15 protein-coding genes are annotated in these 22464 nt (G+C 61.7%); 8 read left to right on the forward strand and 7 right to left on the reverse strand.

The annotated features are described in order from the left end of the window. Window positions 1-28: 28 nt before the first annotated feature. Both HFK74_RS16300 and HFK74_RS16305 read left to right on the forward strand, forming a co-directional pair. Window positions 29-2059 carry a methyl-accepting chemotaxis protein gene (locus tag HFK74_RS16300; protein WP_180204390.1) on the forward strand — a complete coding sequence of 677 codons (2031 nt, stop codon included), beginning with the start codon at window positions 29-31 and terminating at the stop codon, window positions 2057-2059. Window positions 2060-2236: 177 nt separating this feature from the next. Then, on the forward strand, window positions 2237-2626 hold the full coding sequence (locus tag HFK74_RS16305; RefSeq protein WP_180204391.1) for a hypothetical protein: 390 nt from the start codon (window positions 2237-2239) through the stop codon (window positions 2624-2626). Here the strand turns inward: HFK74_RS16305 and HFK74_RS16310 are convergent, their stop codons facing one another. Continuing rightward, window positions 2627-3403, reverse strand: coding sequence for a TatD family hydrolase (locus tag HFK74_RS16310; protein ID WP_180204392.1), 777 nt, complete (start codon window positions 3401-3403; stop codon window positions 2627-2629). It abuts the gene before it with no gap. Window positions 3404-3406: 3 nt separating this feature from the next. Next, entirely contained in the window at window positions 3407-4402 is a 996-nt protein-coding gene (cra, locus tag HFK74_RS16315) for a catabolite repressor/activator (protein ID WP_008057443.1), read from the reverse strand. Window positions 4403-4696: 294 nt separating this feature from the next. Between cra and ptsP the strand changes: the two genes are divergently transcribed. The 4 genes from ptsP (at window position 4697) to HFK74_RS16335 (ending at window position 11976) form a co-directional block, all read left to right on the forward strand. Then, window positions 4697-7558 carry a phosphoenolpyruvate--protein phosphotransferase gene (gene ptsP / locus HFK74_RS16320; RefSeq protein ID WP_180204393.1) on the forward strand — a complete coding sequence of 954 codons (2862 nt, stop codon included), beginning with the start codon at window positions 4697-4699 and terminating at the stop codon, window positions 7556-7558. Continuing rightward, a complete protein-coding gene (gene pfkB / locus HFK74_RS16325) occupies window positions 7558-8499 on the forward strand; it encodes a 1-phosphofructokinase (RefSeq protein ID WP_180204394.1) in 942 nt (313 codons plus the stop codon). The genes ptsP and pfkB overlap by 1 nt, the downstream gene beginning before the upstream one ends. 11 nt (window positions 8500-8510) lie before the next feature. Next, the gene (locus HFK74_RS16330) at window positions 8511-10250 is read left to right on the forward strand and encodes a PTS fructose-like transporter subunit IIB (RefSeq protein WP_180204395.1); all 1740 of its coding nucleotides are present in this window, start codon (window positions 8511-8513) and stop codon (window positions 10248-10250) included. A 184-nt stretch (window positions 10251-10434) separates the two neighbouring features. After that, window positions 10435-11976, forward strand: coding sequence for an alkaline phosphatase (locus tag HFK74_RS16335; protein ID WP_180204396.1), 1542 nt, complete (start codon window positions 10435-10437; stop codon window positions 11974-11976). 133 nt (window positions 11977-12109) lie between these two features. On the opposite strand, the gene HFK74_RS16340 is transcribed toward HFK74_RS16335, so the two are convergent. Together HFK74_RS16340 and HFK74_RS16345 are read right to left on the reverse strand one after the other, a co-directional pair. After that, on the reverse strand, window positions 12110-14638 hold the full coding sequence (locus tag HFK74_RS16340) for a sulfite reductase flavoprotein subunit alpha (RefSeq protein ID WP_180204397.1): 2529 nt from the start codon (window positions 14636-14638) through the stop codon (window positions 12110-12112). A 230-nt stretch (window positions 14639-14868) separates the two neighbouring features. Further along, window positions 14869-17214: a TonB-dependent siderophore receptor gene (locus HFK74_RS16345; RefSeq protein WP_180204398.1), complete on the reverse strand. Its 2346-nt coding sequence runs from the start codon at window positions 17212-17214 to the stop codon at window positions 14869-14871. Between the two features lie 208 nt (window positions 17215-17422). On the opposite strand from HFK74_RS16345, the gene HFK74_RS16350 reads away from it, so the two are divergent. Beyond that, window positions 17423-18103: a Fe2+-dependent dioxygenase gene (locus HFK74_RS16350; protein ID WP_180204399.1), complete on the forward strand. Its 681-nt coding sequence runs from the start codon at window positions 17423-17425 to the stop codon at window positions 18101-18103. Next, the gene (locus HFK74_RS16355) at window positions 18100-18846 is read left to right on the forward strand and encodes a tetratricopeptide repeat protein (RefSeq protein WP_180204400.1); all 747 of its coding nucleotides are present in this window, start codon (window positions 18100-18102) and stop codon (window positions 18844-18846) included. The genes HFK74_RS16350 and HFK74_RS16355 overlap by 4 nt, the downstream gene beginning before the upstream one ends. Before the next feature lie 181 nt (window positions 18847-19027). Here HFK74_RS16355 and HFK74_RS16360 read toward each other — a convergent pair whose 3' ends face one another. From HFK74_RS16360 to HFK74_RS16370, 3 genes are all read right to left on the reverse strand, one after another. Further along, window positions 19028-20191 carry a type III PLP-dependent enzyme gene (locus HFK74_RS16360; protein WP_008057459.1) on the reverse strand — a complete coding sequence of 388 codons (1164 nt, stop codon included), beginning with the start codon at window positions 20189-20191 and terminating at the stop codon, window positions 19028-19030. A 463-nt stretch (window positions 20192-20654) separates the two neighbouring features. Continuing rightward, entirely contained in the window at window positions 20655-21812 is a 1158-nt protein-coding gene (locus HFK74_RS16365; protein WP_180204401.1) for a betaine/proline/choline family ABC transporter ATP-binding protein, read from the reverse strand. Further along, a complete protein-coding gene (locus HFK74_RS16370; protein WP_180204402.1) occupies window positions 21809-22462 on the reverse strand; it encodes an ABC transporter permease in 654 nt (217 codons plus the stop codon). Before HFK74_RS16370 ends, HFK74_RS16365 begins: the two co-directional genes overlap by 4 nt. Window positions 22463-22464 lie beyond the last annotated feature (2 nt).

Below are 22464 nucleotides of genomic sequence, written 5' to 3' on the forward strand. Positions count from 1 at the left end.
AAAATAAGAAATCCAAGGGAGACTTCCAGTGAAGAGCTTGCTCTATCCCGCCGTCGCGCTGATGAACCGCCTGAGCTTCGGCATGAAGTTCAGCCTGATCAGCGTACTGTTCCTGGTGCCGATGCTGGTAACCAACTTCTACCTGGTGCGTGATTCCTATCGCGAGTTCCAGGGCACCCGGGTCGAACTGCAGAGCCTGGACCTGTTGGGCAGCAGCCTCGCGTTACGGCGTGATCTGGAAACCCTGAACAATCTTGTGCAGATCAACGTCGCCCTGGGCCAGTCGGGCAAGGCGGGGAATGTCGAGACGCAGATTAGCACCCTTGAGCAAGGTGTCCTGGCACGCTTGCAGGGATTGACGGCGATGACCACCGATCCGGAGCAGATCGTGCTGTTCGATGCCAAGCGCGATGAAATGATCAACGCGTTCAAAGCTCAGCAAACGGAAAAGTCCCTGCAAAGCAAAAGTGCGCTGATCGGCAAACTGCTCGGTCATGCGCAGGTATTCGGCCAGATCATCGCCAGCCAGGCTGGGCTGAGCCACGATAGCCAGAGTGACATGCGCCAGCTGAGCGAACTCGTCACCAACGTCACTGCGCGCGTCACCCAGATGCTCGGCGAAGGCCGCGCATTGGGCGCCTCTTCCCTGGGCCAGGGTTTTCTCAATTCGTCATCGAGCACGCGTTTCGATGAGTTGCTGGCACAGCTCGACAAGCTCCATGCCGAGTACGGCCTGAAGCTGCAAGACGCAACGGGCTCTAGCAACGCCGCGCGCGAAACCCTGGCTGCCCAGGCTGACAGCAGCAAGGCCTCGTTGAAAAAGGCCAGCGAGCTGTTCGAAGAGCAGGTGGTGATGGCCGACACGCTCGATGCACCGTGGCAGGCCTTTTACGATCAGGTCTCGGCGCTGATGGGCCAGACCTACCAACTTAATGAAGCCACCTTGAAATTTCTCGGCACCCAGCTGCAACAGCGCCTGGAACAGAACCGCACGCACATGATTCTGCAGGCCGTGGCGCTGTCGGTGGTGTTTGTGCTGATCTTTTATCTGTACGGCGGCTTCTACGCTTCGACCCGCACCACCCTCAAGCGCCTCGGGGTGGTCATGGATAAAGTGGCGGCCGGCGATATGACCGTCACCTTCAACGCCCACAGTCGTGATGAGCTGGGCGAGTTGGGCGAGGTGTTCAACGGCACCGTGAAAAAGATCCATGACTTGATCGAGCGAGTTGGCCAGACGGTCGGCGAGGTCGAGCGCCAGGCCGGGCAAGTCGAGCGTGTCTCGGCGCAAAGCAACCAGGCCGTGGCCGGGCAGCGCTCGCAGATCGAGCAGGTCGCCACCGCGATGAACCAGATGTCCGCCACCTCCCTTGAGGTGGCGCGCAGCGCTGCCGCCGCTGTCAGCAGCGCCCACAGTGTCAACGACGAAACGGCGAGCGGTCGTGGGCTGGTGGAGTCGCAGCAAGGCAGCATCGCCGCCCTGGCCAGCGAAATCGATCAATCGGTGCAGGTGATCAATCAACTGGCCAGCGACAGCCAGTCCATCAGCCGTGTACTGGAAGTGATCAAGAGCATCGCCGAACAGACCAACTTGCTGGCACTCAATGCCGCCATTGAGGCCGCCAGGGCGGGTGAGCAGGGGCGCGGGTTTGCGGTGGTGGCGGATGAAGTCCGCACCCTGGCCAAGCGCACCCAGCAATCGACCGAAGAGATCGAACAGATGATCGCCAAGCTGCACGGCGGTGTCGGGGCTGCGGTCAAGGCGATGGGCGTCAGCCATGAGATGGCCAGCGGTACGGTGGGGCAATCGGAAAAGGTCCAGCAGGCCCTGGATAATATCCTGGGGGCTGTCGGTATGATCGTCGACCAGAACCAGCAGATTGCCGCGGCTGTGGAACAGCAGACCGCCGTGGCCCACGACATTGACCAGAACATTGTCGAGATCAATCGTGCCGGAGAGCGCACGGCCGAAGGTGCGCACCAGACGGAGGATGCCAGCCGCGCGCTGTCGGCGCAGGTGGTGGAACTCAAGCAGCTGATCAGCGCGTTCCGGGTCTGAAAAGCACCTCGGTCACCTGTGGGAGCAAGCTCGCTCCTACAGGTGGTGAATGTCTGAAGTTTTTGTAATACCTTTCCCTATTGCCTGTAGGAAAACTCCTGTTTTCTTCCGTGCTCTGTTTTTTCGTCTTCAATGAAGGATTATCCACGTCACTGACCGCATGGAGGAGGCACGGTTATGGCTGTCGCAACACTTGGTATCCAGGGGCGCTGTGCGCATTGCCAGCGCACGCTATTGCTCAAACCCTGGCAACTCAATGCCATTGCAATCAACGAAACATTCACCTGTACCCACTGCCAGAAAGCCCTGCAACTGTGCGACCCGAAACAGATCAGGCGCTTCAAGTCCCTGGACTCGCTGGCCATGTTGAAGGCCAGCCTGCTGATCATGATTTGCAGCACATTGCTGGTGGCGTTGGTATTGGAATGGATCGGAATGCTCAGCGTCGTGGAGCAACTGAATGTTTCGCTGGTGGCGATTTTCGTCTACTTCGTTGCCCTTCGATTCGCTCGCCAGCGTCAGCACATGACGCTGATTCTCGAGGCCGCCAAGGCCCATGTCGACTGATTACCAGTCGAACAATTCACGGGCATTGGCGCTGCTGGCGGTGGCCAGTTGTTCGGGGGCAAGCGACATGATTTTCGCCAGTGCCGTGCAGATCGCCGGCAGGTGCGCCGGGCTGTTGCGCTGACCGGGGAACATCGCCGGCGCCATGTCCGGCGAGTCGGTTTCCAGCACTACCGACTCCAGCGGCAAGCCGGCGAGCACGCGGTGCATGCGCAGTGCCTGGGGCCAGGTCGCAGCGCCACCGAGGCCGAGCTTGAAACCGAGTTTGATGTATTCGCGCGCTTCTTCCTGGCTGCCCGCGAAGGCATGGATGATCCCGGCGCGTTTCAGTTTGAAACGCTTGAGCGTGGCAATCACGGCCGCATGACTGCGGCGCACATGGATCAGGGTGGGCAGGTTGAAATCCACAGCCAGTTGCAGCTGCGCGTCGAACAACGCTTGCTGGCGTTCACGGTCCAGGGTTTCGATGAAGTAGTCCAGGCCGATCTCGCCTACCGCACACAGCTGGCGATGGCCGGCCAATCGCGTCAGCCAGTCGCCCAGTTCGGTGAGATGTTCGGGGCGATGATCTTCCAGGTACACCGGGTGCAAACCGAACGCCGCATGCAGGTCGGGATCGCTTTGCACCAGTTCCCAGACACGCTGCCAGTTGCCCTGGTAAACCCCCAGCACCACCATCTGACGCACCCCGAGAGCCCGGCTTTGGGCCATCAGCGCCTGGCGATCCGCGTCGAAGTCGGGGAAGTCCAGGTGGGTGTGGGTGTCGATCAGGTCCATGGCTCAGTCCTGGCGAATACGTTGTTTGAACGTCCGCGCAATGGCCAGCACACCGGGTTGGTAATCGGATTGTTCGATGGCCGCCAGGGCGAGTGCCAGTGCCTTGTCGGCAATCAATTGGTGCTGCTGTGCCATGGCGTTCACCGGCAGTGGCAGGAAATCCAGCAACTGGGTGTCACCAAATGTGCCGAGGCGCAGCGGGCGGGTTTTCAGGGGGAAATCGTGCAACGCATCGAACACACCCTGCAGCAGTACATAGGACGTGGTCACCAGTGCCTCGGGCAAATGTCCTACGCGCTGGATCAGTTCTTCCATCAACTGCTTGCCACACTCACGGCTGAACGAATCAGCGTGTTCGATGAGGACCTCGCCGTCGTAGCCGACCAGGGCTTCCTTGAAGCCGGCGGCCCGTTCCTGGCTGATGCTCAATTCGGGACGGGCGCCGATCAAGGCGATCTGTTTGGGCAACGGATCAAGCAGGCTTTGGGTCAGGTGCAGGCTGGCCTCGCGGTCGTCGCTGATCACCGAGCAGAAATACTCAGGCTCCATGACCCGGTCGATGGCGATGATCGGAATGCCCTTGGCTTGCAGCTGGCGGTAGCTGTCGTCACCGGGCGGCAGGCAACTGGCGACGATCAGGGCGTCACAGCGCCGGGCGCGGAACAGTTGCAGCAGTTGCCGTTCACTGTCCGGTGCATCGTCGGAGCTGGCAATCAACAGCTGGTAGCCCCGCGCCCGGGCGCCTTGTTCCAGGAGCTTGGCGATCCGCGCGTAACTGGGGTTTTCCAGGTCCGGCAGAATGAAGCCCAGGGTCCGGGTGTGGCGACTGCGCAAGCCGGCCGCCTGGGGATTAGGTGTGAAACCATGTTCTTCGACGACCGCGCGCACGCGCTCAACGGTGGCGCTGCTGATGCGTTGCTGTTCGGCCTTGCCATTGATGACGTAACTGGCGGTGGTGACGGACACACCGGCCAGCTGGGCTATATCACTGAGTTTCAACCCGCTATTCCTTGTTTTTTCGAGCTTGCCTCGACATTTTCACCAATCCTACCCGATTCAGGCAGGCGACCTGGGTCACAACGCATCCGACAAGTTGGGCTTCAACGATGCACCATTATCGAGTAACGTGCCAATCACTCTAGATTAAACGATTCAGCAAGCGTATTTTCTACGTTAAAGGCTGCTTTGGCCGGTTCTGCCGAGAAACCGCCGAAGATTGTTTTAAGACAAAGGCCTAAGCTGAATCATTCAAAAACAATACCTGGCGCCCCAAGGGTGCCAACAGGAGACAGCATGCTCGAGCTCACCATAGAGCAGATATCCATGGGCCAGTCGGCTGTGGATAAATCCGCCGCGCTGCAACTGCTGGCCAGACACCTGGTTGCCGATGGCCTGGTTGACGAGGGCTACCTCGCCGGCTTGCAGGCACGCGAGGCCCAGGGCTCGACTTTTCTTGGTCAAGGTATTGCCATCCCCCACGGTACGCCTGAAACCCGTGACCAGGTGTTTTCCACGGGGGTGCGCCTGATGCAATTCCCCGACGGCGTGGATTGGGGCGACGGACAGATCGTTTATCTGGCGATCGGCATTGCCGCCAAATCCGACGAACACCTGCGCCTGCTGCAACTGCTGACCCGCGCCCTCGGCGAGACCGACCTGGGCCAGGCCTTGCGTCGCGCCAGCAGCGCCGAGGCCTTGCTGAAACTGCTGCAAGGCGCGCCACAAGAGCTGGCGCTGGATGCGCAGATGATCGGCCTGGGCGTTGCCGCCGAAGATTTCGAAGAACTGGTCTGGCGCGGCGCGCGTTTGCTGCGTCAGGCCGACTGTGTCAGTAACGGTTTTTCCGCCGTGTTGCAGCAAGTCGAAGCGCTGCCGCTGGGCGATGGCCTGTGGTGGCTGCACAGTGAACAGACGGTTAAGCGTCCGGGGCTGGCGTTCGTCACGCCGGACAAGCCGCTGCGCTACCTCGGTCAACCCCTGAGTGGCCTGTTTTGCCTGGCCAGTCTTGGCGAGGCCCATCAAGCGTTGCTCGAACGCCTGTGTGCTCTGCTGATCGAAGGTCGCGGCCATGAATTGGGCCGTGCCACCAGTTGCCGTGCGGTGCTTGAAGTGCTCGGCGGTGAGCTGCCGGCGGACTGGCCGAGCGCCCGCATTGCGCTGGCCAATGCCCACGGTCTGCACGCCCGCCCGGCGAAGATCCTCGCGCAACTGGCGAAAAGTTTTGAAGGTGAGATCCGCATCCGCATCGTCGATGGGCAGGACAGCGCGGTGTCGGTGAAAAGCTTGAGCAAGCTGCTCAGCCTCGGCGCCCGTCGCGGTCAGGTACTGGAGATCATCGCCGAGCCAAGCATCGCTGCCGACGCGTTGCCCGCCCTGTTGGCCGCCATCGAAGAAGGCCTCGGTGAAGAGGTCGAGCCGTTGCCAGCGGTGAGCCAGCCGCGTGAAGAAGTGATCGAAGAGGCCCAGGTGCTGCTCGCCCCAGCGTCCGGCAGTCTGGTGCAGGCCATCGCCGCCGCCCCGGGAATCGCCATTGGCCCGGCGCACATCCAGGTGCTGCAAACCATCGATTACCCGCTGCGCGGAGAGTCCGCCGCCATTGAACGGGAGCGTCTCAAGCAAGCATTGGCACACGTGCGCCAGGACATCGGCGGCTTGATCGAGCGCAGCAAGGCCAAGGCTATCCGCGAGATTTTCATCACCCATCAGGAAATGCTCGACGACCCGGAATTGACCGATGAGGTCGATACCCGTCTCAAGCAGGGCGAAAGCGCGGAAGCGGCGTGGATGTCCGTGATCGAAGCCGCCGCCAGGCAACAGGAGTCCCTGCAGGACGCCTTGCTTGCCGAGCGCGCCGCCGATTTGCGCGACATCGGCCGTCGAGTGCTGGCGCAACTCAGCGGTGTCGAAACCCCGAATGAACCTGAGCAGCCGTACATTCTGGTGATGGACGAAGTCGGTCCGTCCGATGTCGCGCGTCTTGATCCGACCCGTGTCGCCGGCATTCTCACCGCCCGCGGTGGCGCCACCGCCCACAGTGCGATTGTCGCGCGGGCCTTGGGGATTCCAGCGCTGGTGGGTGCCGGGGCCGCGGTGTTGCTGCTGGCACCGGGTACGCCGCTGTTGATCGATGGCCAACGCGGTCGTTTGCATGTGGACGCCGACGCGGCGACCTTGCAGCGTGCCACCCAGGAGCGCGACACCCGCGAGCAACGCCTGAAGGCCGCCGCCGAACAACGTCATCAACCGGCGTTGACCACTGACGGTCATGCCGTCGAAGTGTTCGCCAACATCGGTGAAAGCGCCGGCGTCAGCAGCGCGGTGGAGCAGGGCGCCGAAGGCATCGGCCTGCTGCGCACCGAGCTGATTTTCATGGCCCACCCGCAAGCGCCGGACGAGGCGACCCAGGAAGCCGAATATCGCCGCGTACTCGATGGGCTGGCCGGTCGACCGCTGGTGGTGCGCACCCTCGATGTCGGTGGCGACAAACCGCTGCCGTATTGGCCGATCGCCAAGGAAGAAAACCCGTTCCTCGGCGTGCGCGGTATTCGCTTGACCCTGCAACGGCCGCAGATCATGGAAGCCCAGTTGCGCGCCTTGCTGCGTGCCGCCGACAGCCGTCCGCTGCGGATCATGTTCCCGATGGTCGGCAGCGTCGACGAGTGGCGCCAGGCACGGGACATGACCGAGCGCCTGCGCCTGGAAATTCCGGTGGCGGACCTGCAATTGGGGATCATGATCGAAGTGCCCTCGGCGGCCCTGCTGGCGCCGGTGCTGGCCAAAGAAGTCGACTTTTTCAGCGTCGGCACCAATGATCTGACGCAATACACCCTGGCCATCGACCGTGGGCATCCAACCTTGTCGGCCCAGGCCGATGGCTTGCATCCGGCGGTGCTGCAACTGATCGACATCACCGTGCGCGCGGCCCATGCCCATGGCAAGTGGGTCGGCGTGTGCGGCGAGCTGGCGGCTGATCCGCTGGCGGTGCCAGTGCTGGTCGGCCTGGGTGTGGATGAACTCAGTGTCGGCGGGCGCAGTATTGCCGAGGTCAAGGCGCGGGTTCGCGAACTCAGCCTGGCCCGGGCTCAAACCCTTGCCCAGCAGGCACTTGCCGTGGGCAGCGCGAATGAAGTGCGCGCACTAGTGGAGGCTTTGTAATGGCCAGGATTTTAACCCTGACCCTCAACCCGGCGCTGGACCTTACCGTCCAGCTTGCGCGCCTGGAACCCGGTCAGGTCAACCGCAGCGACACCATGCACACCCACGCCGCCGGCAAAGGGGTGAACGTGGCGCAAGTGTTGGCGGACCTCGGGCATCAATTGACCGTCAGCGGTTTTCTCGGTGAAGACAATCTGCAGGCATTCGAAACCCTGTTTGCCAAACGCGGTTTTGTCGATGCGTTTATTCGAGTGCCCGGCGAGACGCGCAGCAACATCAAGTTGGCGGAAAGCGACGGGCGCATCACCGACCTCAATGGCCCGGGACCGCTGGTCAGCGCGGCGGCGCAGCAGGCATTGCTCGAGCGTCTCGATCGGATTGCGCCGGGGCATGACGCGGTCGTGGTTGCCGGCAGCCTGCCGCAAGGCATCAGTGCACATTGGTTGCAGGCATTGATCCTGCGCTTGAAAAGCCTCGGCCTCAGGGTCGCTCTCGATACCAGTGGCGAGGCATTGGCGGCGGCGCTCAAGGCCGGTCCGTGGCTGATCAAGCCCAACACCGAAGAGCTGGCCGATGTGCTCGATAGCGAGGTGATTTCCATCACGGCCCAGGCCGAAGCGGCGCGCCGCCTGCACGCGCAAGGCATCGAGCATGTGGTGATTTCCCACGGTGCCGAGGGTGTGAATTGGTTCAGCGTCGGCTCGGCGTTGCATGCCACGCCGCCGAAGGTCAGCGTCGCCAGTACGGTAGGCGCGGGCGACTCATTGTTGGCCGGCATGCTCCACGGGTTGCTCAGCGCCGATACGCCTGAACAAACCTTGCGCACCGCCACGGCGATTGCCGCGATGGCGGTCACCCAGATCGGTTTCGGTATCAGCGATGCGGCGCAACTGGCGCAGCTCGAACAGGGTGTGCGCGTGCGCCCCCTGACAGAACAATAAGAGGGTTGGTCATGAAGTTAGCCATTGTTACTGCCTGCCCCAACGGCATGGTCACCAGTGTGCTGTGTGCCCGGTTGCTCGATGCAGCGGCCCAGCGTCAGGGCTGGAGCACCAGCGTCGAGATCAGCGATGCGGCGCATCCCGAACGGCAATTGTCGACGGCCACGATCGAGGCCGCCGAGTGGGTGTTGCTGGTGACCAGCGCGCCTGTGGATATGTCGCGTTTCGTTGGCAAGCGCTTGTTCCAGAGCACCCCGGCCCAGGCGCTGCAGGATGTGGAAGCGGTATTGCGCCGTGGTGCTGAAGAGGCCCGGGTGTATGTCGCACCTGAAGCTGTGGTCGAGCCGGTTGCCGTCGTAAAAAACGCGCCACGACTGGTTGCCGTGACGGCCTGTCCGACCGGTGTCGCCCACACCTTCATGGCCGCCGAAGCGTTGCAGCAGGCGGCCAAGCGCCTGGGCTATGACTTGCAGGTGGAAACCCAGGGTTCGGTCGGCGCACGTAATCCGCTGAGCAGCGATGCGATTGCCAATGCCGATGTGGTGCTGCTGGCGGCGGACATCGAAGTCGCCACCGAGCGTTTTGCCGGCAAGAAAATCTACCGTTGCGGCACCGGTATTGCTCTCAAGCAGGCGGAAGCGACGCTGAACAAAGCGCTGGCGGAGGGCAAGCAGGAAAGCGCCTCGACCGGTGCCAAGGGGCCGGCCAAACAAGAGAAGACCGGGGTCTATAAACACCTGTTGACCGGCGTGTCGTTCATGTTGCCGATGGTGGTGGCCGGCGGCCTGATGATCGCCTTGTCGTTCGTGTTCGGCATCACCGCTTTCAAGGAAGAGGGAACGCTGGCGGCGGCACTGATGCAGATCGGCGGCGACACCGCGTTCAAACTCATGGTGCCGCTGCTGGCAGGCTACATCGCCTATTCGATTGCCGACCGTCCGGGCCTGGCGCCGGGGATGATCGGCGGCCTGCTGGCCAGCACCCTGGGCGCCGGTTTTATCGGCGGGATCATTGCCGGTTTCCTCGCCGGTTATGCGGCGCAGGCGATCAATCGTTACGCGCGGTTGCCGCAGAGTCTTGAGGCGCTGAAACCGATCCTGATCATCCCGTTGCTGGCGAGCCTGTTCACCGGCCTGGTGATGATCTACGTGGTCGGCAAGCCGGTGGCGGGCATGCTCTCCGGACTCACGCATTTCCTCGACAGCATGGGCACCACCAACGCGATTCTGCTCGGCGTGCTGCTGGGCGGCATGATGTGCGTCGACCTTGGCGGGCCGATCAACAAGGCCGCGTATGCGTTTTCGGTCGGGTTGCTGGCGTCCCAGAGTTATGCACCGATGGCGGCGACCATGGCCGCGGGCATGGTGCCGCCGATCGGCCTGGGCATCGCCACGTTCATCGCCCGGCGCAAGTTCGCCCAGACCGAACGCGAGGCGGGTAAAGCGGCCTTGGTGCTGGGGCTGTGCTTCATCTCCGAAGGTGCGATTCCGTTTGCTGCGAAAGACCCGCTGCGGGTGATCCCGGCGAGCATTGCCGGCGGTGCGCTGACCGGTGCGTTGTCGATGTACTTCGGCTGCAAGTTGATGGCACCCCATGGTGGGTTGTTCGTGTTGGCGATTCCGAATGCGATCAACCATGCGCTGCTGTATTTGCTGGCGATCGTTGCGGGGAGCGTGTTGACGGCGGTGGTGTATGCGCTGGTCAAGCGGCCGGAGGTGGTGGAGCTGGCGGTGGAGCCCGTCAACGCCTGACACCCCCACATCCTGTAGGAGCGGGCTTGCCCGCGAAGGCGGCGCATCAGCCAACATTGATGTGGCTGAAACTCCGCCTTCGCGGGCAAGTTCGCTCCCACAGGAATCTGCGGTGTTGGCAGATTTGTGTCATGCCATGAATCATGAAGCCATGATTTAGTTTTCCGGTTTCAAGGAGAACACCATGAGCGAATTCGACCTCGGTCGTCGTCGGATCATGCAAGCCGTAGGTGCCGGTTTGTTACTGCCAGGCCTGGCACCAGCGGTGATCGCATCGGTCAAGGATCGACCGCAACTCACCGATGGCGTGCAGTCCGGCGACCTGCTGGGCGATACAGCGATCATCTGGAGCCGCTGCGACCGCCCCGCAATCATGGTGGTGGAATGGGACACCCGCAGCCTCTTTTCCAATCCCCGGCGATTCGTCTCGGCCCTGGCCGACGCCCGCACCGACTTTACGGCGCGGGTCGAGCTCACCGGGCTGCCCGCCGACCAGGCGATTTTCTACCGTGTGCACTTTGAAGACGCCCAGAGCGGCGTTGCCAGCGAACCGTGGTTCGGTCACTTGCGCAGCGTACCCCAGACCCGGCGCGATATTCGTTTCGTCTGGAGCGGCGACACGGCCGGTCAAGGCTTCGGGATCAACCCGGACATCGGTGGCATGCGCATTTACGAAGCCATGCGCCTGCGCCTGCCGGACTTTTTTATCCACAGCGGCGACACCATCTACGCCGACGGCCCGATACCTGCGCAACTCGCCACCGAGAGCGGCCGGGTGTGGCGCAACATCACCAGCGAGGCGAAGAGCAAGGTCGCCGAAACCCTCGACGATTACCGTGGCAATTACCGCTACAACCTGATGGACGAAAACGTGCGCCGCTTCAACGCCGAGGTCCCGCAGATCTGGCAATGGGATGACCACGAAGTCGTCAACAACTGGTCGCCGGGCACAGTGCTGGATAAGCGCTACAGCCACGAAGATATCCACAGCCTGGTGAGTCGCGGGCGCCAGGCATGGCTTGAATATGCGCCGATGCGCTGGCAGGCCGACGGGGGGGGAAAACGGATTTATCGTCAACTCGATTACGGGCCGTTGCTCACGGTGTTCGTGCTCGACATGCGCAGTTATCGCGGGGCCAACGACGCCAATCTGGGTGACGCCAAGGCGTTTCTCGGACGTGAACAACTGGACTGGCTGAAGGCTGCGTTGAAAGCGTCCAAAGCCCAATGGAAAGTCATCGCCGCCGACATGTCGATTGGCCTTGGCGCACCGGATGGCGAGGTCAGCCCTGGCGTGACGCGCTGGGAAGCGGTGGCCAACGGTGACCCCGGGCCGGCCCAGGGGCGGGAGCTGGAGATTGCCGAGCTACTGGGTTTTCTGCGGGTGCAGCAGGTGCGCAATTTTGTCTGGCTGACGGCGGATGTGCACTATTGCGCGGCACATCACTATCACCCGGACCGAGCGGCGTTCCAGGACTTTGAGCCGTTCTGGGAGTTTGTCGCCGGGCCGCTGAATGCGGGGAGCTTCGGCCCGGACACGCTGGACAAGACCTTTGGCCCTGAAGTGGTGTTCGAGAAAGCGCCACCTGCGCAAAACCTCTCGCCGTTTGCCGGGTTTCAGTTTTTTGGCGAGGTGAATATCGATGGGCAGAGCGGGGCGTTGAGTGTGGTGTTGCGGGATCTGGATGGGGTGGCGGTGTTTGAGCAGACGTTGCAACCGGTCTAGTTGCGCACGTTGATCGTTCCCACGCTCTGCGTGGGAATGCAGCCCGGGACGCTCCGCGTCCCTTCCGGAGCCGAACGCGGAGCGTCCGTTGAGGCATTCCCACGCAGAGCGTGGGAACGATCAGGCCGTAGTGTCAGTAGACGTCGCGGCGGTAGCGGCCTTGTTCGATCAGGCGCTCGACTTCAGCGGCGCCCAATACATCGTTCAGCACTTGATCAACGCCCGCGGCCATCCCCTGAAGGCTGCCACAGATGTAGATCACCGCACCGTCCGCCAGCCATTTCTTCAGCTCTCCGGCCGATTCGCGCAAGCGATCCTGCACGTAGATCTTCTCGGCTTGATCGCGCGAGAATGCCAGGTCCAGGCGCTCCAGATCGCCAGCAATCAACCACTCTTGCAGCTCATCGCGGCACAGGAAGTCGTGTTCGCGATTACGCTCGCCGAACAATAACCACTGACGTTGCTGACCATCCGCGATCCGCGCCTTGAGCAGGCTACGCAAGCCGGCGAGTCCCGTGCCGTTGCCCAGCAGGATCATCGGCACCGGTTCATTGGGCAGATGGAAACCGCTGTTGCGCCGCACGCGCAGGCTGATGCTGCCGCCCACGGGGGCGTGTTCGGTCAGCCAGCCGGAACCGACGCCAAGGGTGCCATCGGGATGCAGTTCCTGGCGCACGATCAGTTCGAGGATGCCGTCGGCAGCAATCGAGGCGATGGAATATTCGCGCATCGCCAGAGGCACCAGCGCCGCCACCAGCGCCTGGGCATGCAAGCCGACCAGGTGCGTACGGTTCTCAGGCAACTGGCGACCGGCCAGGGCCTGCTCCAGCGTTTGCGACAAGCCGTCGAGTTCGATCGTGGCCCGGCCATCGATCCCCAGGCCGTCGAGGAAGTGCTCGATGGCCCAAGGGCAATTGCGCGGCAGCACCTCCACCAGGTCACCGGCCAGCCAGCTACTGGTGGTGGGGGCAGCGAGGCCAAGCAGGTAGACCGGGGAACCGCTGCTGTCCGGGTTGAGCAGCTCCCGGCGCGTCAGGGTCCAGTTGTCGTAACGCGGCGCCTGCCAGGTGTCGATCGGCGCCTGGCCGGTCAACAGGCCCAGTTGCTGCTGCCAGTGACGCAAGGCATAGGGGTCGCCGCTGTCGACTTCCACCGGCGCGAACAGGGTCTTGCCACCATGCTCGCCGAGCCACTTGTGCAGGCGCTGGGCGAATCCGCAGAAGTGTTGATACTGCCGGTCGCCGAGTCCCAGCACGGCGTAGTTCAGGCTATCGAGGCTCAACGCCCGGCCCAGCACCTTGCGCTCGAAACCCCGGGCGCTGTCCGGCGCTTCGCCGTCACCGAAGGTGCTGACCACAAACAGCGCGTTGTTCGACGCATGCAGGTCCTGCTCGCTCACATTTGCCAGCGGCTGCACCTTCACCGGCAGGCCCGCCGCCTGCAACTGGCCGGCGGTCTGCCAGGCCAGTTGCTCGGCAAAGCCACTCTGGCTGGCGAAACCGATGAGCCAGGCCGGGATGTCGCTGCCGGGTTGCGCCAGGCCTTTGCGGGCGTCCTTGATCTGGCGTTTCTTGCGCCGACGATCAAGGTACAGCAGCCAGCCGGTGACGAAGAACAGCGGCATGCTCAGGGCCGTGAGCGTCAGGATGATGCGCCCGACGATGCCGAAGTAGCTGCCTACGTGCAGCGCATAGATGCTGGTCAACAGCTGCGCCTTGAGGCTCTTGTCGCTGTAGCGGTCATGTCGTTTGATCGCGCCGGTCACCGGGTCGAGGGTGATCTGGTTCAGCGCACGGTCATGGGGCGAGTTTTTCAACAGGTAGAAAACGGTTGCCGGTTGCCCGGCCACGGGCGGCATGCGGGTGTTGTAGAAGCTCAGGTCGGGGCCGGCAGCGCTGTAGATGCTGCTCCACATCGCCGAGTAATCGGCCACCGGAGCTGGGCCACTTGGCGCAGGGCCGCGCCCGCCGCGTACACGTTCATTCTGTGGCGAATCGGAGAGCAGGCGAGTCAGGCCCTTGTTGTACCACTCGTAGGACCAGGACAAGCCGGTCAGCGCGGCCAGGAGGTAAAACACCAGGCACCAGGTGCCGGCAATCGAGTGCAGGTCCCAATTGAAGCTGCGACCTTTTTTCTTCCAGTCGAGGGTCAGCCAGGCGCGCCAGCTTTTCCACTGGCGAGGCCAGCGCAGGTATAGGCCGGAGAGACAGAAGAACACCAGGATCAGGGTGCAGGCGCCCGTGATCTGCCGGCCGGTATCGCCCATGGCGAGGAAGCGGTGCAGTTGCAGCATCAGGCCGAAGAAGCCTTGGCCGCTGGCGTCGCCCAGGAGTTCACCGGTGTACGGGTCGACGTAACGCATGGGGCCGCGACGCTCGCCCGCTGGCGGGGTGAAGAAGACTTTGGCGGCAACGTCGCTGTCGATGCCGACCGAGAGCATCGCGACTTTCATCTGCGTCGCCGTTTCGATCTTCTCCACCAGATCGGCGGGTGGCAGCACGCCGGCGACCTGTTTCTGGACCTGCAGCACGGAAGGATTCAGCGCGTACAGGATTTCATCCTGAAACGAGACCGCCGCACCGGTGATGCCCATCAGGGCCAGGACCAGTCCGGCGCTGATGCCAAAAAACCAGTGCAACTGGAACAGGGTTTTCTTCAACACGTCGCTCGCCTTGTTCGTTCAAAAGTAATCATCACGGCGCGCATTATGCCGTGGGTTGTCGAGAAACATTCCCTTTACACACAAAAGCCCCGTTCACCTGGATGAACGGGGCTTGGCCTGACTGCCGGCTACTCCCTGTAGGAGCGAGCCTGCTCGCGAAGGCAATATCAGCCGCGACAAATGCGTTGCGACGGATGCCGTATTCGCGAGCAGGCTCGCTCCCACATTGGTCAGAAGTGGAAGTTGGTGCTCAGCAAGGCAGTCCGACCCGCCGCCTGGTTGGCGAAGTGGGTGGAGAACGCCTTGTCGTAGTAGGTGACGTCGGTCAGGTTCTGCACGTTCAGCTGCAAGTCGATGTTCTTGGTCAGCTTGTAGGCGGCCATGGCGTCGTAGCGCACATAGTCATTGACCATGGTGGTGTTGGCCACGCTGCCGAACACGTCATCGACATAGAACGCACCGCCACCGATGGTCAGCTTCGGCGTGACCTGGTAGGTCGTCCACAGGCTGGCGCTGTTTTTCGGCGTGTTAGGCAGTTCGTTGCCGTCGTTGGCCTTGTTGGCTGGCAGCGGACCACCGTCGACCTGCTCGCTGTCCATGTAGGCGTAGCCGGCGAAGACTTGCCATTTGTCGGTGATCTTGCCAGTGGCCGACAGCTCGATGCCTTGAACACGGGTCTTGCCGGCGTTTTCGTACGAGGTGGTATCGACCTGGACGCGGGCGTTTTCCTTCTCGGTGCGGAAGATATCGGCAGTCAGCGACAGGCGATCGTTGAGCAGGTCCCACTTGGTACCGATTTCGTAGTTCTTGGTGGTTTCCGGCTCCATGTCGCTGTTTATCTGGTTGCCGTTGCGATCCGGGGTATTACCCAGCGCGTTGCCTTCCATGCCTTCACCCAGCGTGTTGCCTGGAGGGGTGGCAGAGGTGGCGTACGAAGCATAAATGCTGCCGTTATCAGCAGGTTTGTAAACGACGCCGAACTGACCGGTGACGAACTCACTGGTGTCCTTGGCCTTGGCCGGCACGCCTTTGTTCACGACCGTTGCCCCGGAGGCATCATAGGTGCGGTACTGGGTGTCGAAATGGTCGTAGCGCAGGCCCATGTTCACCAGCCACTGCTCGGACAACTCCAGGGTGTCGAACACGTACATTGCGTAGGTGTTGGCCTTGGTGTCGGTGCCGGCGTAGTTGCGGCTGATCGAACCGTTCCATGGATCGTTCGGGTTCGGGTTCGACAGCGAGGTGCAGTTGTAGCCACTTGGTGCGCCGACCAAAGCTGGCGAGCAAACGGTGGGCCCCAGAAGCGGATTCGTTGGCGTGGTGTCGGTGTTGACGGTGTACGAGGACTTCTTGCTTTCCTCGCGGCTCAACTCGATACCGGTCGAGAAGCTGTTCTTGAAGCCGGCGATGTAGACATCACCAAACAGGTCGGTCTGGTTGGTCGTCGTATCGGTGTTGCTGACACGGGTGTTGGCGCGACGCCACACGGTACCGTTGTTGACGTTGCCCTTGCTGTCGTCCGGCTGGGTCAGGATGTAGTCCTGCATGCTGCTGCCGTGGCGCAGGGTGTTCTTGACGGTCAGCGCGTCGTTCAGGTCGTGCTCGATGGCGATGGTCGCGGTGTCGGTACGGCCCTTGCGGAAGTCACGATCGGTCAGGCCATAGAAGTTGCTGCTGTCGCCGCCAGCGTAAGGCTTGTCCGGGTTGGACTTGGTGCGGGCAGCCGAGCCACCGGCCGGGATGGTGTAGGGAATACCCGAATCCGGCGTGTCGTTGCTTTCCAGATGGTAGTAATCAAGGTTGACGCGGGTATCGGTGCCCAAGCCGAAGGCCAGCGATGGCGCGACGCCCCAGCGATCGTAATCGACGCTTTCGCGGCCGGCGACATTGCTTTCGTGGCTCATCAGGTTCAGACGACCGGCAACGGTGTCGGAGAACTGGTAGTTGCCGTCCATGGTGTAGCGCTGGGTCTGGTCCGAACCCCAGGTAAAACCACCGTCGAACGAGTCGCCCAGGTGGGCTTTCTTGCTCACCAGGTTGATGCTGCCGCCGGCAGCGCCGCGACCGCCAATGGCCGAGTTGGGGCCCTTGCTGACTTCGATCGATTCAACGGCGAAGATTTCGCGGCTCTGCGAACCGGTATCGCGCACGCCGTCCAGGTAGGTATCGCCCTGGGCATCGAAACCGCGGATGAACGGACGGTCGCCCTGGGGGTTGCCGCCTTCACCGGCACCGAAGGTGATGCCCGGGACGGTACGCAGTGCGTCCTGCATGTTCAGGGCGCCGGTGTCCTTGAGGACTTGTTGCGGGATGACGGTGATCGAGCGCGGCGTATCTACCAGCGGCGCGGTGTACTTGGGCGAGGAGGCTTTTTCGACGTTGTAGGAGGTCGCGTCCTGGGCTTCGCCGGTAATCGCCGTAGCGCCCAGGGAAATCGTGTTGCTCGGCGCTTTCTCGTCGGCTTTTTCAGCGGCGAAGACCATGTGGCCCGCAGAGCCGGCAGTGATTGCCACGCCAATTGCGGAAGCGAGCAGGCGCGGTGAACTGACCGGTAGTTGTGGGTGTTGACGTGACATTTTTTATTCCCCTCCCCAAGGATTTGAGGCGGCGGAATATAGGGTAAACACGTATTTGTATCAATTGCGAAAAATTACTATTCGCACTGAATTTACAATCTTTACAATTTAACCTTACGGTTTTTACTGTTTCGTTCGTCTAGCGGGTTTTACACGGGCAATAAGAATCAATACCATTGGCACCCCTTTGCTTTCTGGTGCTTGCCCCATGCTGCTGCACATTCCCGGCTTGTTCGAAAAAGAAGAAGTGCAGCGCATTCGCGAGGCTCTGCAACAGGCCGATTGGACCGATGGCAAGATCACGGCCGGTTACCAGTCGGCCAAGGCCAAGCACAATCTGCAGTTGCCTGAAGGTCACCCGCTGGCCAAGGAGATCGGTGCGGCCATGCTGGAGCGGCTGTGGAAAAATCCGCAGTTCATGTCGGCGGCGTTACCGCACAAGGTGTTTCCTCCGTTGCTGAACTGTTACACGGCCGGCGGCAGTTTTGACTTCCACATCGACAACGCCGTGCGTCAGCCCAAGGGCAGTATCGAACGGGTGCGCACCGACCTCTCGGCCACGCTGTTCTTCAGCGAACCGGAGGATTACGACGGCGGCGAACTGGAAATCCAGGACACCTACGGCACCCAACGCGTGAAGCTGCCGGCTGGCGATATGGTGCTGTACCCCGGCACCAGCCTGCACAAGGTCAACGCCGTCACCCGTGGTACGCGCTACGCCTCGTTTTTCTGGACCCAGAGCCTGGTGCGCGAAGACAGCCAGCGTGCGCTGTTGTTCGAGATGGACGGGGCGATCCGGCAGTTGACCCAGGATGTGCCCGATCACCCTTCGCTGATTCGACTGACCGGTACCTATCACAACCTGTTGCGTCGCTGGGTCGAAGTATGAGTTTTCAATTGCGCCGCGAGGAAGTGCTCGACGGTGAACGCCTCAAGGCCATGCTCGATGAAAGCCCGGCGCGTGCTGCCCAGGCGATTCTGATGGCGGCCCGCGAAGGGGTTGTCGATGCCCAGGCGTTGCTCGGGCAGATCCTGCTGGACGGGCGCGGGATCGCCCAGGATCAGCCGCTGGCGGTGCGCTGGTTCGGGATTGCCGCCCAAAGTGGACATCTGATGGCGCGTAACATGCTCGGCCGTTGTCATGAGCATGGTTGGGGCTGTGCTGCGGATGCTTCAGTCGCCGCCAGGCATTACAAAGTTGCAGCTGATGCTGGATTGGATTGGGCGATGTACAACTACGCCAATCTGTTGGCGACCGGGCGCGGAGTGGCCGAGGATCAGGTCCAGGCACTGAATCTATATCAGCGTGCTGCCGAGCTTGGCCATGCGAAATCGATGAACCTGCTGGGGCGCTATCTGGAAGAGGGGCGCGCTTGCCCGGCAGATCCCCAAGCGGCTCGGGACTGGTATCGGCGCTCGGCAGAGGGAGGGGATTTTCGTGGGCAGTTCAGTTTTGCGGCGGTGTTGGCCGCAGAGGGGAGTATCGACACGGCATTGGGCTGGCTACGCAAGGCATTGGCCAATGGCAATCTGAACTTTCTTCGGGTGGCGAGCCAGGCGCTCATGGGCGCAACCGAGCCCCGGATTCGCGCAATGGCCGACGACTACGCCAAACGTTGCGCCGAATTGTAGGCACACCTGAAGACAGATCGTTCCCACGCTCTGCGTGGGAATGCCTCTTCGGACGCTCCGCGTTCGGCTTCTGATGGGACGCGGAGCGTCCCGGGCTGCATTCCCACGCAGAGCGTGGGAACGATCAGGCACAAAAAAGCCCATGACATGTCATGGGCTTTTTGATTTCTGCGTACAGCTTTTACACGTAGAAAGATTTCAACGGCGGGAAGCCATTGAACTCAACCGCGCTGTAGCTGGTGGTGTACGCGCCGGTCGACAGCCAGTACAGGCGATCACCGATGGCCAGGTTCAGTGGCAGGCCGTACTTGTAGTTTTCGTACATGATGTCGGCGCTGTCGCAGGTTGGGCCGGCGATGACGACTTCTTCCATCTCGCCTTTCTTTTCGGTCCAGATCGGGAACTTGATGGCTTCGTCCATGGTTTCGATCAGGCCGGAGAACTTGCCCACGTCCGTGTACACCCAACGCTCGACGGCGGTACGGGATTTACGGGCGACCAGTACGACTTCACTGACCAGGATGCCGGCGTTGGCGATCAGCGAACGGCCCGGCTCCAGGATGATTTCCGGCAGGTCGTCACCGAAGTCTTCCTTGAGGAAGCGGATGATTTCCTCGGCGTAGGTTTCCAGGCTGTTGGTGCGGGTGATGTAGTTGGCCGGGAAGCCACCGCCCATGTTGATCAGCTTCAACACGATGCCGTCTTCTTCCTTCAGGCGTTCGAAGATCACCTTGACCTTGGCGATCGCGGCGTCCCAGACGCTGATGTCGCGCTGCTGCGAACCTACGTGGAAGGAGATGCCGTACGGCACCAGGCCCAGGTCACGGGCAAGGATCAGCAAGTCCATGGCCATGTCGGTCTGGCAGCCGAATTTGCGCGACAGCGGCCAGTCGGCGGTGGTCGAGCCTTCGGTCAGGATACGTACGTAGACTTTCGCGCCCGGTGCGGCCTTGGCGATGTTGCGCAGGTCGGCTTCGGAGTCGGTGGCATACAGGCGCACGCCCTTCTCGTAGAAGTAGCGGATGTCCTTGGATTTCTTGATGGTGTTGCCGTAGCTGATCCGGTCGGCGCTGACGCCGCGGCTCAGTACTTTGTCCAGCTCGTAGATCGAGGCGATGTCGAAGCTCGAGCCTTTCTCCTTGAGCAGGTCGATGATTTCCACGGCCGGGTTGGCCTTGACCGCGTAGTAGACCTTGGCGAATTCGAAACCGGCGCGCAGGTCGTCGTAGGCCTGGCTGATCATCGCGGTGTCGATCACCACGAACGGGGTTTCTTGCTTGTCGGCGAACGCCTTCATTTTCTGAAAGGTATCGCGCGCGAAATAGTCTTCGACCTGGATCGACATGCTGGGAACTCCTACTGGCAAACTGAAATTATCAATGGGTGCAAATGAACGTCCTCCGTATCCCCACTTTGGTTCGCCTACTTCCCAAGGCATGTCGCCGAAAGCAAAAAGGCCATGGGAAGCGCTGCTTTCCCTTGGCCTTGCTGTCTCGTCGTCAGTACTTGAGCCGGATGGATCGTTTCCAGCATGGACGTTCGGCGCGAACTTTAGGGCGTGAGGGGCTTGAGATCAACAAAAAATGTCGCGTTTTTGCACGCATCCGTCGTGCGGTCCCTTACAACTACTGATGTAACGGACCTGTGTGACGGTGTGATGTTCCCCTTGGAGGGATATTTGAGGTGCGTCAGCGGGAATTGAGGTGCCCCATTCGCGGGCAAGCCTCGCTCCTACAGATTGGGGGTGTGCGTTATTGTTTGCACGACACCGAATCCGTAGGAGCGAGGCTTGCCCGCGAAGGCGTCAGTCAGGCCAACGCAACCTCTGCAGGCGAAACGATGCTGGTCTTGCCCCCACGCGACTTGCCGGAACTCAGATACTCGGCAATCGATTCCTGCGTCACTTCCCCAAGGAACACCCGCTCGGCATCCATCACCGGCAGCCACGAGCGGTTGAACTCGTACATCCGCGACAACAGGATGCGCAAATGCTCGTCATACGCTGCCGTGGCGTTGAACTCGTGCAGGTACTGTCCGCAAGTGCCGGCCTGACGGTGCAGGTCTCGACGGCGTACATAACCCAGGGCCTTGTTCTCGGCGCAGGTGACCACCACGTATCGCCGGTCATGCTCATCCATCAACTCCAGCGCATCGGCCACCGGCGTTTGCGGGCTGACCGATGGCGCGTTGTCCGCCGCGTCTTCGGCCTTGACCAGCAGCAGGCGCTTGAGGGTGCTGTCCTGGCCGACGAAGTTGCTGACGAAGTCGTCCGCCGGGTGCGCCAGCAGGGTATCCGGGTGGTCGATCTGCAGTAGTTTACCGGCGCGGAAAATCGCGATCTTGTCGCCGAGCTTGATGGCTTCGTCGATGTCATGGCTGACCATGATCACGGTCTTGTTCAGCGCCCGCTGCATCTCGAAGAACTCGTTCTGGATCATCTCGCGGTTGATCGGGTCGACCGCGCCGAACGGTTCGTCCATCAACAGCAGCGGTGCATCGGCGGCCAGCGCGCGAATCACGCCGATCCGCTGTTGCTGGCCACCGGACAATTCCCGAGGGTAGCGATGCAGGTATTGCTTGGGTTCGAGCTTGATCATACTCATCAGCTCGCGAGCGCGGTCGTGGCATTTCTGCTTGTCCCAGCCCAGCAGTTTGGGCACCACCACGATGTTTTCTTCGATGGTCATGTTGGGGAACAGGCCGATCTGCTGGATCACATAACCGATGTTGCGGCGCAGGGTCACGGCGTCGAGACCTGTGGTGTCTTCGCCATTGATCAGGATCTTGCCCGAGGTCGGTTTGATCAGGCGGTTGATCATCTTCAGCGTGGTGCTTTTGCCGCAGCCCGAAGGCCCGAGGAACACGCAAATTTCGCCTTCATTGACGGTCAGGCTTACCGAGTCCACGGCTTTCACGTCTTTGCCGTTGCTTTGGAAGGTCTTGCTGAGGTTTTGAAGTTCGATCATTTGAGCAGTCCTTTTGGAGTCAGCGAGCGTTGCAGCCATTGCAAAAGCAGGTCGGCGAAGATGGCCAGCAGGCTGACCAGCACGGCGCCGACGATCAGCATCGACATGTCGCTGCGGCTGATGGAAGCGAGGATGAGTACACCGAGGCCACCGGCGCCGATGGTGGCGGCAATGGTCATGACACCGATGTTCATGACCACGGCGGTGCGCACGCCGGCGAGGATCACCGGTACGGCGATGGGCAATTCGACCATGCGCAGGCGCTGGCCGAAGGTCATGCCGATGCCGCGCGCGGCTTCGCGGATGCCCGGTTCGACGTTGGTCAGGGCCAGGTAGGTGTTACGCATGATCGGCAACAACGAGTAGAGAAATACCGCGGTGATCGCCGGCATCGGCCCCAGGCCCTGGCCGAATTTCGAGTAGAACGGCAGCAGCAGGCCAAACAGCGCAATCGACGGCACGGTCAGCAGCACCGTGGCGCTGGCTTGCAGGGGGCCGGCGAGACTTGGGAAGCGCGTCATCAGCACGCCCAGCGGCACGCCAACCACAATCGCCAGGGTCACGGCGATGCCGACCAGGGTGATGTGTTGCCCGGTCAGCTGCAGCACCTGCTGCCAGTCGAGGTGGGAAAAGGCGTTGAACAATTCCATGA

Origin of the sequence: Pseudomonas sp. SbOxS1 (assembly GCF_013416725.1) — a bacterium.
GTDB lineage: Bacteria > Pseudomonadota > Gammaproteobacteria > Pseudomonadales > Pseudomonadaceae > Aquipseudomonas.